Annotated in this window: 11 protein-coding genes; 7 read left to right on the top strand and 4 right to left on the bottom strand. The window is 57.3% G+C overall.

Features of this window, described 5'->3' with window-relative positions:
- The first annotated feature begins 48 nt into the window (after window positions 1–48).
- Window positions 49–243, top strand: coding sequence for a hypothetical protein (locus HFP51_RS01465; protein WP_176873991.1), 195 nt, complete (start codon window positions 49–51; stop codon window positions 241–243).
- A complete protein-coding gene (locus tag HFP51_RS01460) occupies window positions 236–559 on the top strand; it encodes a hypothetical protein (RefSeq protein WP_176873990.1) in 324 nt (107 codons plus the stop codon). Before HFP51_RS01465 ends, HFP51_RS01460 begins: the two co-directional genes overlap by 8 nt.
- Window positions 560–564: 5 nt before the next feature.
- Here HFP51_RS01460 and HFP51_RS01455 read toward each other — a convergent pair whose 3' ends face one another.
- On the bottom strand, window positions 565–1,467 hold the full coding sequence (locus tag HFP51_RS01455; protein ID WP_176873989.1) for a hypothetical protein: 903 nt from the start codon (window positions 1,465–1,467) through the stop codon (window positions 565–567).
- Window positions 1,468–1,470: 3 nt separating this feature from the next.
- Entirely contained in the window at window positions 1,471–2,637 is a 1,167-nt protein-coding gene (locus tag HFP51_RS01450; RefSeq protein ID WP_370462928.1) for a TIGR04063 family PEP-CTERM/XrtA system glycosyltransferase, read from the bottom strand.
- A 122-nt stretch (window positions 2,638–2,759) separates the two neighbouring features.
- Here HFP51_RS01450 and HFP51_RS01445 point away from each other — a divergent pair, with 122 nt between their 5' ends.
- On the top strand, window positions 2,760–3,689 hold the full coding sequence (locus tag HFP51_RS01445; RefSeq protein ID WP_176873987.1) for a right-handed parallel beta-helix repeat-containing protein: 930 nt from the start codon (window positions 2,760–2,762) through the stop codon (window positions 3,687–3,689).
- On the opposite strand, the gene HFP51_RS01440 is transcribed toward HFP51_RS01445, so the two are convergent.
- A complete protein-coding gene (locus HFP51_RS01440; RefSeq protein WP_176873986.1) occupies window positions 3,686–5,437 on the bottom strand; it encodes an asparagine synthase-related protein in 1,752 nt (583 codons plus the stop codon). The genes HFP51_RS01445 and HFP51_RS01440 overlap by 4 nt on opposite strands.
- A 109-nt stretch (window positions 5,438–5,546) precedes the next feature.
- Here HFP51_RS01440 and HFP51_RS01435 point away from each other — a divergent pair, with 109 nt between their 5' ends.
- From HFP51_RS01435 to HFP51_RS01420, 4 genes are read left to right on the top strand one after another with little or no spacing between them, the layout of a single operon-like run.
- Entirely contained in the window at window positions 5,547–5,687 is a 141-nt protein-coding gene (locus HFP51_RS01435) for a hypothetical protein (RefSeq protein WP_176873985.1), read from the top strand.
- 2 nt (window positions 5,688–5,689) lie between these two features.
- A complete protein-coding gene (locus HFP51_RS01430; protein ID WP_176873984.1) occupies window positions 5,690–7,081 on the top strand; it encodes a putative O-glycosylation ligase, exosortase A system-associated in 1,392 nt (463 codons plus the stop codon).
- Entirely contained in the window at window positions 7,078–8,169 is a 1,092-nt protein-coding gene (locus HFP51_RS01425; RefSeq protein WP_176873983.1) for an acyltransferase, read from the top strand. The genes HFP51_RS01430 and HFP51_RS01425 overlap by 4 nt, the downstream gene beginning before the upstream one ends.
- Window positions 8,170–8,219: 50 nt before the next feature.
- Window positions 8,220–9,389: a mechanosensitive ion channel family protein gene (locus HFP51_RS01420; protein WP_255454757.1), complete on the top strand. Its 1,170-nt coding sequence runs from the start codon at window positions 8,220–8,222 to the stop codon at window positions 9,387–9,389.
- On the opposite strand, the gene HFP51_RS01415 is transcribed toward HFP51_RS01420, so the two are convergent.
- Complete coding sequence (locus tag HFP51_RS01415) at window positions 9,386–12,406, bottom strand: L-glutamate gamma-semialdehyde dehydrogenase (RefSeq protein WP_370462927.1); 3,021 nt, start codon at window positions 12,404–12,406, stop codon at window positions 9,386–9,388. The genes HFP51_RS01420 and HFP51_RS01415 overlap by 4 nt on opposite strands.
- Between the last annotated feature and the right edge of the window lie 13 nt (window positions 12,407–12,419).

Raw genomic sequence — 12,419 nt, 5'->3', positions numbered from 1 at the left:
CTAGCGACGATGATTCGCTTGTCAGGCAGTAGCTTGAAGGAGAATGGAATGAGCCTGCTGATCGAGATTGACCGTTATTTGCGACATACAGACACGGCGCCGACCCGTTTTGGCCGAGATGCCGCCAACGATCCCCGTTTCGTTTTTGATTTGAGGCGTGGCCGGGAGTGCGGGCCGAAGCTGCGCGCACGGGTGGAGGCCTATATGGCAAGGGCTGATAGTCGACCTACGCGCAATGGCTAATACTGCCTTCCCCTGGGTCGCATTTGAGAGATTGGTGGGCGCACTAGCGTGTCGCATCGGCAGTCAGCCGACGGTTGAACGTATCCGCATGACGCCTTGGTCTAGCATGTCTTTTAGCGGTCACCGCATTTGCTTTGCACTTTGGCTTGATGGGGCGCAGGGCCGCGATCGAGCAACTGCCCTGACCGACGATCTGGACTATACGGAATTCGATCTGGGAGATCGCATCCTTGCGGATATTCTCGTGATGAACCAATCCATCAATCGGGCCGGGGCAAGGATCGAAATCGAAGCCCTCCTGCTCGCCAATGAATGACGATTCTAGCTGGCCTTGCCGCTCACTTGCTGAAGCGCATCTAGTGCTTCTTTCAGCGCTTCATCCTGCGCTTCTGCTGGGCGCGCTTGCGGATGTGTCGCTACATTCTCCGGAATATCCTGAACTAGCGTCCGTTTTGCGCGCTTGCGCTTGAGCCCAGCTTCCAACCGTCCAACCAGTTCTGCAAGATCGCCACGGATTTCCGGTTCTGCCGCGGTCGGCGACGGCTGGACGACCGCTTCATCACGGCGCGGGAGCGGAACCTCGAATATCGTCTCGCTCGATGCGTCATCAGCAATTGGCGCGCTGTCCATATCGACTGTCTCTGCGACGAATCCAGCTTCTTCCGTCGCACCTTCGGCTTCGGCCTCCGGCGCGTCGCCTAAGATCTCAGCCACCGCACCAAGGTCCAGTGCATCGCCATCGGCTTCCTCGTCCATAGCAGCCTCGACATCCACATCATCGAGTGCCGTACCAAGATCATCCGTGGCCATAATCGGACGGCGATAAGGCGCATCGGGATGCGCGTCGCCGCGGCGCAATGCGCGGGCGCGGACATCCGGATCAAATTCTGTATTTTCGGCTTCGCGTCGTGCTTCGGCTCTCTGGCGCATCTTGCGTCCAACAGTCGCCGAGAGCGCGCCCCATGCAATGAGCGTCACCATCAGTGCAGCAGCGAGCGCGAAAACAATGCGGGCCCGCGCGCCCAATGGAGGTTCAGCGGCACTGATCAGTCCTGGCAGGCCAGATTCCGTGACAAATGCCTCGAACCAGCTATTCGGTGTCATTAGGATGAGCGCAGCCACAATCAGGCCCGAAACGGCCGATGCGACCGGAATTTTCGGTAGATTTCCAAGAAGATCGGGCACGGTCGCACCGTCTCTGATGGCTTCCAGTGAGAATTTCATAGCCTAGACCGCCTTGCCGGTAAGTTTTTGGTAAACAGGGGCATAACGCGAAATGTTTGACGACCAGTTACGATCGCGTTCGACAAATGTACGGGCCGCGCGGCGCCGTTCTTCCCAAACACCGCGATTTGCAAACATATCTGCGAGTGCAGCGGCCAAGGCGTCTGGATCATCTGGCGGGAATAAAGTGCCGGTCACCCCGTCTTCGATCAACTCGCGGTGACCACCCACATCGGACGCGGCAACCAATCGCTTCTGCGCCATCGCTTCCAATGGCTTGAGTGGTGTTACCAGATCCGTGAGACGCATTTTCTTGCGCGGATAGGCCAGAATATCGATCAGGCCGTAATAGCGTTCCACCTCATCATGCGGGACACGGCCAGTGAAATGGATATGGTCGGCAACATCCGATGCTTCGGCCTGGGCGCGCAACTCAGCGTCCATTGGACCGCCGCCGACAAGCAGCAGATGTGAATCCGGACGCGCCATGATGAGCCGCGGCATCGCCGCGATCAGATCGTCCAAGCCCTCATAATCATAGAAGCTGCCGACAAAGCCAGTTACCTCTTTGCCTTTGAGACCCAGCGACTGCGCAAGACCAGGATCAACCGGCGGTGGATTGCCGAAAAGCCCCATGTCCACGCCATTAGGCGACACCATGATCTTGTCGCCATCCACGCCGCGGCGGATAAGGTCCTGTCTTAATCCCTCGCAAATTACGGCTACCGCATCAGCTTGATGCGCCGCGTGTGTCTCAAACATGCGCGTGAGCCAGTAGCGTGCCGAGTTTCTCGTACCGGTGCCATTTCCAACAGCCGCATCTTCCCAAAAAGCCCGGATTTCATAAATCAACGGCAATTCGCGGCGGCGGGCAACGCGCAAGGCAGCCAGCGCATTGAGCACTGGGGAATGGACATGCAACTGATCAGGCTTCCACTCGGCGACCACATCGTCGATCCGATCCGCCAGCAATGCAATTTCGCGCCATTCCCGGATCGGTGTCGTCATCGTTTCCGGGGCCCGGGTGCGGTAGAATGTGAGCCCATCGACCGTTTCTACATCCGGCCCTTCCGCAGTGTGGCGTGCACCGGTAACCCCGGCAACGTCCCATCCGCGAGCGATTTGAGCCTTCAATATGGCACGCGTGCGGAAGCTATAACCGCTGTGCATCGGCATGGAATGGTCAAGGATGTGCAGTATCCGCATGCTCTGCGATTGCCACAAACTGCTTAACGCGGCGTCAACTGCTCCTGTTCTAATGCAAAAAACCATTTTCTGGTGGAGTGCGAAAAATGAAGCGAATTGCCCTGTTAACGGCCTGTGTCGCACTGGCAGCAACTGCGGGTGCTCAGCGCCCCGCCCCTTTTGTGATTGCCGAGACCGGCGAAGCGTTCGGCGATCTTGACGATGCGGTCCGCGCGATTGGGAACCGCCAAGGTACAATTCGGATAGCACCAGGCCGGTATGGCGACTGCGCGGTTCAGGAAGCCGGCATTATCGCTTTTGTCGCCGATCAGCCTGGAACGGCTATTTTTGACGGTGGCACATGCGAGGGTAAAGCGACCTTGGTGCTGCGCGGTCGCGCCGCGTCTGTTGAGGGCCTCACCTTTACCAATATCAGTGTCTCTGACGGCAATGGCGCTGGTATCCGTATTGAAGAAGGCGATCTCGACGTTGTCGATAGCCTGTTTACGGATTCACAGAGTGGCATCCTCTCCGCTGCCGATCCGTCATCGGCGATCCGCATTGATCGTTCGACTTTCCGTCGCCTTGGCAAACGACCGGACGGCAACGGCGCCCACCCGGTCTATATCGGTTATTATGGCAGCCTGACGGTCACCAATTCACGGTTTGAGCAAGGGACCGGCGCCCATTATCTGAAGAGTCGAGCCCCGATAGTTCAGATCCTCAACAACAGCTTTGACGATAGTCGCGGAGAACAGACCAACTATCATATCGATCTCTCGGTCGGAGCAAGCGGCCGGATCGCCGGAAACACATTTGTCCAAGGTACGGATAAAGAGAATTATGCAACCATGATCGCGGTTGCACCCGAAGGGCGTGAGCATAGCAGCAACGGATTGGTGGTTGAGAATAACCGCGCCTGGGTATCGCCCGGATTTCGTTGGAGCACCGTTTTCGTCGGCGATTGGAGTGGAGAAAACCCGGTCGTGCGCAACAATGAATTGGGCGACCAGATCAGCAGTTATGACCGGCGTTAGGCTTTTAGCTTAGAGCCAAGTTTTTCAGCGAAATATTCTAGATTAGCGACCCGCCGCATAATGGCGCTGTCGCCGATATTCTCAACGCGGAAAAAGCGCCGCATGATCGGATATTCAAGATCAATTACCCGGCTGAGATAGTCTTCAGTCGCCAGCCCACCATGCTCGTCCGCGCGGTCCGCGAGACGACGTTGGATCGCATAGCTTTTGTGGCGCAGCGCAATGGGCCGAATTCGGGTGGACCATTCACTAATCCGGTGGCGAAGCCCGGGCTCTCCGAGAAAATCATGTCCGTAACAGGATGGCATCCCGGCCAGCTCGGGATCGATCGTTGCTAGCAATCGAGCCTCAAAGCGGCCGGCATTTTTCTGTTTAATCGGAAGCGATTGCGCCTGGGCAACGACCGCATGATCGAGAAACGGCATCAGATAGGCACCGTATCGTGCCTCGAGGCTAATCTCATGCCCGAACATCGCGCGGCAGCGTGCGGCCGGATAAACCCACTCCAATGCGTTGCGTGGCAGCGGCCCGCGTTCACCGGCCCGTCCGATGGAAGACAAGATCTTGTCTTCAATGCCGCGCAAAAATTCCTGTTCGTCAAATGCATCCGTCACATCGCCAAGGGCGAAACGAGCGAAAAAGGCGCGTGTTACATCCGCTGCGCTATAGGGACGGTCGCTTAGGAAGAAGAAATTTCGGAATATCTCGCCACAACCGCCGGACACCGAGAGGGCACCATCCGCATGCCGTTTTGATCGGGCATATGCCCCAGCTCCATTATCGAAGATCATCCCGAAATTGGGCAGTCCGTCATGATCATGGAAATTGCGTTCCACCTGATCGGGATAATCATCGATCGCGATCTCGCGATAGACTTCCTTGTCCATCACATCGATGGGGATACCGAGTGCCTCGCAAATCTGCCGCGCGACGATGATATCGCACTCATCCTCTTCGCCATAGCTGTACATCGACGGCTGACTGGCTTGATTGCGCAACAGTGCAAAAACCAGCCGGGAATCCAATCCGCCGGATAGCGGGCAGAATATCTGGTTTCCGAACTGATCTACCCAGGGCTGAACCGTCTTACCCAACAGTTCATGCTGCGCTGCCAACTGGGATGCCAGATCGCGTTCGATCCGGCCCTCCGGCATGGGTTTGTCCTGATGATGGCGTTTCGATCCGTCTTCACACAGCTCGATAACGGCGAACGGGCCGAGTTTTTTCAGCTCGCTGAAAACCGTGTCATCGCCGATCGACACGATATTGAATGCGTGTTCGTACACCGCCTGCGAATGGAAATGCAGTTCTGGAAGACAGGAAGTCGCGGCCAATAGCGACGTCGAGAAAAAACTCTGTTCACGATCATGATAGATCTCGAATGCAGCAAACCAGTCGGTGAACAGAAATGACCGCCCCTGCTTGCGGATCACCATCACAAACTGGCCGCTAGTTCGACTCCAATCCGGTGACAACGGGTCAAGCTCTGTCAGCGCAGCATTCAGCGCCGCTCGTCCAACCTTCCCGTCAAAAGCAAAACTCCCCGCAAAGCCAATAAAACTATTGCCTTTTTTTACAAAATTGCTCGGCCCGCCTTCGACATAGGGCGCGTGCAATAGCCGCCAGCCCGGAAAGAGGCACTCTTCCATCTCGCTGAACCCATGACCTGCAAATTCTGCACGGACGGCATCCATCGTATGAGCGGCAAATCGCCCAGGATCGTCTCGAGATAGAAAAAGCGCAGTCATTAGGTGCTCTTAGCCTCGGAAATTTAACAAATCACGCATTAGGCTTAATAGATCCTCAACTCCGTGTCGCTAAGCCGTAACCCGCTAATTTGGAGGGCTTACGCCTGGAATGATCGACAAGTTCGCCCTGTTGGTAACGCACGGGCTCATGCTGCTCACAGCATGGCGCCTTTTGTCACGCCCGGATCTGCACCAGACCGAAGCCGATGAGCCGAGCAATTCAGCCGATCTTGAGCCCAAGGCGCCCTAACGATGACCGATCTCGCCTTTGCCGGATTTGTCGCTGCTCTGCTCATCCTGGGGCTACGTCAGCCATTCTTATGGGTTCTCGCCTATGCCTATGTCGATGTGGTCTCTCCGCACGAGCTTTCCTATCGATTGCTGAGCGATATTCCGCTTTCGATGATTGTTGCGCCGTTGGCGATCGGCGGATGGTTCGTTTTCGACAAGAACAAATCCTTTCAGACCAGCCCCAGCCAATGGCTAATTGCAATGTTCGGACTGTGGTGCGGATTTACGACGCTATACGCTGAGTTCCCGGTCGAGGCGGAATTCAAATGGGACTGGGTCTGGAAGGGAATGCTCTGGGCCTTGTTCGTGCCATTTGCGCTGCGGAACCGGGTACGGATTGAATCCTATATCCTCTTCATGGTGCTGGGCGCAGCAACGATCATGATCGCTGGCGCCATCAAGACGCTTTTGTCAGGCGGCGGCTATGGCACGCTGAACATGATGGTCGATTCCAATAGCGGAATCTACGAGAGCAGCACGGCTTCGACGATAGCGATCACAATCATTCCATTGATCCTCTGGCTTGCCCGTCACGGGACAATCTTTCCCAAAGACTGGCGGGTCACAACATTTGCCACGTGCCTTATCTTTGCATGCCTCCTCATCCCAATCGGCACGGAGGCGCGGACAGGCCTGGTTTGTATTGCGGTGCTCGGTATCTTGATTCTGCGGGACAATCAGCGACGCTTCATGTTCATTGGATTGGCAGGGTTCGGCGCGATCATCTCCCTACCCTTTCTGCCACAAAGCTTTTCAGACCGGATGGGTACAATCTCGACCTACCAGGCAGATTTTTCGGCCATGACCCGGATCGCGGTATGGCGCTGGACGCTCGAATATGTATCGGAAAATCCGGCGGGTGGTGGCTTCGGCATCTACCATGGCAACAACATCTCTTATGAAACCAGCGAGCGGATCGAATCCGCTGGATCGACGTCGATCCAGCGACGCGTCGTTGTAGATCGCGGGCGTGCCTATCACTCGGCCTATTTCGAGGTCCTGGCCGAACAAGGGTGGCTGGGTCTCGGTCTTTGGCTGACAATCCATGGCCTCGGCGTTTTGCGAATGGAAATGCTGCGGCGGCGCTACCGCGGTTCGCGCGCACCACCGGGCTATGAGTGGGTCTCCCCACTGGCAACGGCACTCCAGCATGCACAGCTTATTTATCTTGTCGGCGCATTGTTCATTGCGATCGCGTTCCAATCCTTCATCCTGATGCTGCTTGCCGTGCAGATCAGCCTCGACCTGCATATGTCGCGGGTAAGGAAGCAGAGTCTCGCAAAACCATTGCGCGAAACGCTCAGGGAACCGGGTATCGCGAAACTGTCCCCTGTCCTGCGCAGCGGATCATGAAAGATCGGGTCAATCTCGGCGCGCTCACAGCTTTGCGCGGCATCGCGGCATGGTATGTCGTCCTATACCATGTGCGCCTGTCATCGTCCGACCTGTTTCCTGAGTCCATCGTTGCGATATTCAGCAAGGGCTATCTTGCGGTCGATTTCTTCTTCTTGCTGTCCGGATTTGTGATCTGGCTGAGCTATCGCGACCGGCTTTCGGAAAATGGTGTGGCTGCAATACCCCATTTTCTGGCGCGGCGGTTCGCGCGAATTTACCCGCTCCATTTCGTGATTCTGTGCGGCGCGGTTGTCTTCGCGCTCCTCCATATAGCGGTGGATCGCTCGAGCCCGGAAGCCTTTCCCCTGCATGAGCTTCCGCTGCATTTTCTTCTGGTCCAGAACTGGGGTTTCACGGACGCACTGAGCTGGAATGACCCTGCCTGGTCGATCAGCACGGAGATGGCTGCCTATCTGCTGTTCCCGATTATTGCACTCGGTACAGACTGGCGCGCCGTGTCGACCCCAATCTTACTCGCTCTGATCGCATCGCTCGCATTGGCCCTGCACATCTTTTTCGTCACAATGGACGCGCCGCTTCTCGGCACAAATATTCCGCAAACCGGCCTGATGCGGTGTTTGGTGCAGTTTACGATGGGCACGTTGCTGTGCGCGCTCTGGTTACGCTGGCGGGACAATGCGGGTCGCATGGCGATTGTTGCGATAACCGGGGCAGCGATCGCAGTTGGCCTTGTGCTATCGGGATCGGTCCCAGAAACCTTGGTCGTACCGCTCGCCCTCGCCAGCCTGTTACTGGCGGCAGCGCTGACCGCCGAACGGCGCTACAATCCACTCTCAAGCAGGCCGCTCATCTATTTGGGTGAGATCAGCTATGCGACCTATCTGTGTCACTTCCTGCTGTTTGACGCCTTCAAGATCCCCTTTGTCGATGATAGCGGTCAGATTACAATGATCGCCCTAGGCGGTTTCCTGGCTCTAACGCTGATTGCCTCAATGCTCTTGTACCACCTCGTCGAACGTCCGGCCCAAAGCGCTCTGAACGAGAGATTTGATCAGTTGCTGAAAAGAAAAACGCAGCCCGCATAGCCACCGCGCTCGACAACACGGGGCATCACGCCTTAAGAGCCGATCGCATTATGACACAGCCTAGCGAACAACCCGATATCGTCACCGAAATAGTCGGTGCGACCGTGATGGAGCGTATGCACACGCTTGCCACTGATGCAGTCAGCTGGGTTGAAACCCATACGGCCGAAATCCTCATCAGCCTTGGCGTCGCTTTTGTAATCGTGCTCATCCTCGCCGGTATGCGTCGATATGGCCGGCGTCTGTTCGAGCAGAATACCAGCCTGGAGACCTGGCAGTCCGTAGTCGGTCGGACGATGGCAAAGACGCGCACCTGGTTCATGATAGCGCTGGCGCTCGAGATTGTTTCCATACTGTCGAGCGCGCCAGGCCTGATCCACCGCTCGATCAGCTTCTTGTTCTCGCTGGCAATGGTAATCCAGTCGGCTATCTGGGCGCGGTCGATAATCCTTGGATTTGTCGAGCACCGAACCCGCACCGATGAAAGTTCCAGCGAGGCACTGGGCAGTGCGATGAAGCTGATCCGGGTGCTGGTAACCTTTGGTGTTGTCGCAATCGCCGGGATTGTCGTGCTCGATAACCTCAATGTCGATGTAACCGGCCTAGTTGCCGGTCTCGGCATTGGTGGCATCGCAATCGGCCTCGCCGCCCAGGGTATCTTCTCGGACCTATTCGCAGCCCTTTCGATCATCTTCGACAAGCCATTCAAGGTCGGCGATTCTGTTCATTATGACGGGACCTATGCGACGGTCGAACAGATCGGCCTCAAATCGACGCGTCTCCGGGCGGTTACCGGCGAGGAAGTGATCATCTCAAACACCAATCTCCTCGACAAGGAGATCATGAACCTGACGCGCCTTAACCGCCGCCGGGTAACCTTCGGCATTGGCGTGATCTATCAAACGGACCCAGCCAAAGCCCATCGCATCCCCAACATATTGCGCGATATAATCAATGCAGAAGGCCATCGGTTCGTCCGTTCCGGCTTTGTCGGCTTCGGCGATTCCAGCCTCGACTATCAGCTCCAGTTCGACGTGCAGAGCTCTGACTATGAAGTCGTATTTAACTCGCGCCACGCGGTGGGAATTGCGATCTTCAAACGCTTCTCGGAAGAAGGCCTCGAATTCGCCTATCCGACCCAGACCAGCTTTACGGCCGCGCCGAACGGCGAGATGGTCCTTCCTTATCCGAAAGACGGTTGGGGCTCAGGCCAGGACTAGCGATCGTAAGTCTGCCCAACATCATCGAGTGATAGCAGTGCCGCATTGCCGCCTGCGCTGGTGGTATCGATACTCGTGACTCGCTCCGCGCAGAAGCGGGCGAGATAGTGCGGGCCGCCGGCTTTCGGCCCGGTACCGGACAGCCCTTCCCCACCAAAAGGCTGGGATCCGACAATCGCACCAATCATCGACCGGTTCACATAGAGATTGCCGACCTTCGCTCGCGCCTCAACAAGATCACCGGCCCGGGCGATGCGGCTGTGCAAACCCATCGTCAGTCCGAACCCTTTTGCATTGACCCGCCGGACCATCTCTTCAAGCCCACCGGATTTCCAGGTCGCCACATGGAGCAGCGGTCCAAACCATTCGGTGTTGAGATCATCCACACTGTCCAGTCGGATCAGTGTGGGCGGCACGAAACGTCCTTCTTCGGGAACATCGACCGTCTTTAGCCAGCGATCCCGCATTTTAGCGCGATGTGCCATCAGTTTTTCATAGGCCAGATCATCGATCACCGGACCGACATCTGTCTCCGGATTGGCCGGATCACCAACAATCAGCGCATCCATCGCGCCAGTCAGCATCTCGATCATCGTGTCTGCAACTTCTTCTTGAACCAGCAGCAAGCGCAGCGCCGAACAGCGTTGTCCGGCCGAACCGTATGCGGACAAGAGCACATCGGCTACCACCTGTTCGGGCAAGGCTGTAGAATCGACAATCATGGCATTGACGCCGCCGGTCTCCGCAATAAGCGGCACAATTGGGCGGTCTTCGCCTTCGAGCAGCGCGTGCGCGATTTTCTTCGCTGTCACCGTCGAGCCCGTGAATGCCACACCCGCTATCCGGCTATCCGCGGTCAGCGCAGCGCCGACTTCAGGTCCGCCTGATGCCAAGCGCAGCGCATCTTCCGGCACGCCCGCCTGATGCGCCAATCGCACTGCTTCCGCAGCAATGCGTGGTGTTTGCGGCGCTGGCTTAGCGATTACCGTGTTGCCGGTGACCAAGGCCGCAGCTACTTGCCCGGTGAAGATTGCCAGCGGGAAGTTCCACGGCGCGATACACGTCCACACGCCGCGCCCTTCCATCCGCAACACATTGCTTTCGCCGGTCGGCCCAGGAAGCTCGATCGGCTGGTGTTTCTCAACTGCTTCGGCGGCGTAATAGCGGCAGAAATCGATCGCCTCGCGCACTTCAGCCAGCGCATCGGGAATGGTCTTGTTCGCTTCATGCACGGCAAGCGCCATCAGTTCGCCGCGGCGCTCTTCGAACAAATCGGCCAAGCGGATCAGGCAGCCCGCACGTTCTTCGACCGGCAAGCTAGACCAATTTGGAAAGGCGCTGCTCGCCCGTTCCACCAATGCTCCCACATCCGCTACCGGTTTCGGTTCCCCGCCAATATCGGATCGTTTGGCAATCCCGTCTTTCACGCGCTTCAGGACGCGCCAATCTTCAAGATCGAGGCCTTGGCTGTTGGGTCGCTGCGGCATGAACAGATCTTCAGGCAATGGGATGCTCGGATGGCGAGTTCCACCCACCGCAATGATCTTGTCGACCGGATCGGCAAGGATTTGTTCATCGGTCAGCTGCTCATCGGCAAGTTGATGCACAAAGCTGGAATTGGCGCCATTCTCCAACAGTCGCCGCACGAGATAGGCCAGCAGGTCGCGATGCCCACCTACCGGTGCGTATATCCTGCATCGATACCCCTGATCCCGCACAAGCCGCTCGAACAGACCCTCGCCCATTCCGTGAAGCCGCTGAAATTCGAAACTGCTCTTGTCTGGCGCCCATTCCATGATGGTCGCGGCGGTCAGCGCATTATGAGTGGCAAAGGCCGGCCGAATCGATTCGGCTTCCAACATGTCTTTCGCGCACGCCAGGTAGCAGACGTCGGTCGCCGCCTTGCGTGTGAACAATGGATAGTCAGTGAGTCCCATCTCCTGGCTATGTTTGATCTCGCTGTCCCAATAGGCACCTTTCACGAGACGAACCGGCATGCTTCGTCCAGTGCGGCTGGCCAGCGCTTCGGCCCAGCCGATGGTCCGCTGGGCGCGCTTGCCATAGGCCTGGATCGCCATGCCGAACCCGTTCCAACCTTTCAGCTGTGGAAGTCCAGCGACGGCTTCGATGATATCAAAGCTCATTTCGAGACGCTCAGATTCCTCGGCATCGACGGTGAGCCCGATCTGGGCCTTGGCGGCAGCTTCGGCCAAGCTTTCGAGCCGCTCCGTAAGGCTCGGCACGCAACGCGCCCATTGCGCGACCTCATAGCGTGGATGCAGCGCAGAGAGTTTCACCGAGATGGAATGATTGACCTCGGTCGATCCATCGCCGCGGGCATTTCCGACGGCTTCGATCGCGCGCAAATAGGCATCGAAATAACGATCCGCATCGGGGAAAGTTCGCGCTGCCTCGCCCAGCATGTCAAAGCTTGCCGTGAAGCCCTTGTTTTCAGGCTTCTTCATCCGCTTGATCGCTTCATCGATCGTGCGGCCCATGACGAAGATCTCGCCCATCATGCGCATCGCGGCACCGACTGCCTGACGAACAAAGGGTTCACCGGATCGCGAGATTAATCGCTTCAGCGCATTGGCTTGCTCATGCTGGCCGACCAATGCCCGGCCAATCACCAGGCCCCAGGTTGCCGAATTTACGAGCTGCGAATGCGAGCGACCTGCATGGGATCGCCAGTCGCCATCACCGAGTTTGTCGGAGATTAGACGGTCAGCCGTGTCGGGATCCGGAACCCGCAAGAACGCCTCTGCCAGGCTCAGCAAGGCAATGCCCTCGGAACTGTTCAGACGATACTCCTGGAGGAACTGATTGACCCAACCCGTTCGCTGTCCTTCGCGCAGATCGGCCAACAGCTCGAGCGCCGTCGCTTCAACCCCGGCGCGCTCATTGGCATCGAGTCGCGCACGCTCCAGCAGTGGAGCAAGCACTTCGGGCTCGGGTGCGCGGTGCACCTCTTCCATATGCTGCCACGCGGCTGACGTAGCGGAATCGGGATCGTGCATCTGACTGGGCATG

The sequence above is a fragment of the Parasphingopyxis sp. CP4 genome (assembly GCF_013378055.1).
Classification (GTDB): Bacteria; Pseudomonadota; Alphaproteobacteria; order Sphingomonadales; family Sphingomonadaceae; genus Parasphingopyxis.
This window is presented reverse-complemented; position numbering and strand designations above follow the sequence as displayed.

Bases quoted from the DNA above. Each gene is read 5' to 3' on its own strand.
- HFP51_RS01465 (WP_176873991.1), top strand. From the start codon at position 49: ATGAGCCTGCTGATCGAGATTGACCGTTATTTGCGACATACAGACACG.
- HFP51_RS01460 (WP_176873990.1), top strand. From the start codon at position 236: ATGGCTAATACTGCCTTCCCCTGGGTCGCATTTGAGAGATTGGTGGGC.
- HFP51_RS01455 (WP_176873989.1), bottom strand. From the start codon at position 1,467: ATGAAATTCTCACTGGAAGCCATCAGAGACGGTGCGACCGTGCCCGAT.
- HFP51_RS01450 (WP_370462928.1), bottom strand. From the start codon at position 2,637: ATGCACAGCGGTTATAGCTTCCGCACGCGTGCCATATTGAAGGCTCAA.
- HFP51_RS01445 (WP_176873987.1), top strand. From the start codon at position 2,760: ATGAAGCGAATTGCCCTGTTAACGGCCTGTGTCGCACTGGCAGCAACT.
- HFP51_RS01440 (WP_176873986.1), bottom strand. From the start codon at position 5,437: ATGACTGCGCTTTTTCTATCTCGAGACGATCCTGGGCGATTTGCCGCT.
- HFP51_RS01435 (WP_176873985.1), top strand. From the start codon at position 5,547: ATGATCGACAAGTTCGCCCTGTTGGTAACGCACGGGCTCATGCTGCTC.
- HFP51_RS01430 (WP_176873984.1), top strand. From the start codon at position 5,690: ATGACCGATCTCGCCTTTGCCGGATTTGTCGCTGCTCTGCTCATCCTG.
- HFP51_RS01425 (WP_176873983.1), top strand. From the start codon at position 7,078: ATGAAAGATCGGGTCAATCTCGGCGCGCTCACAGCTTTGCGCGGCATC.
- HFP51_RS01420 (WP_255454757.1), top strand. From the start codon at position 8,220: ATGACACAGCCTAGCGAACAACCCGATATCGTCACCGAAATAGTCGGT.
- HFP51_RS01415 (WP_370462927.1), bottom strand. From the start codon at position 12,406: ATGCACGATCCCGATTCCGCTACGTCAGCCGCGTGGCAGCATATGGAA.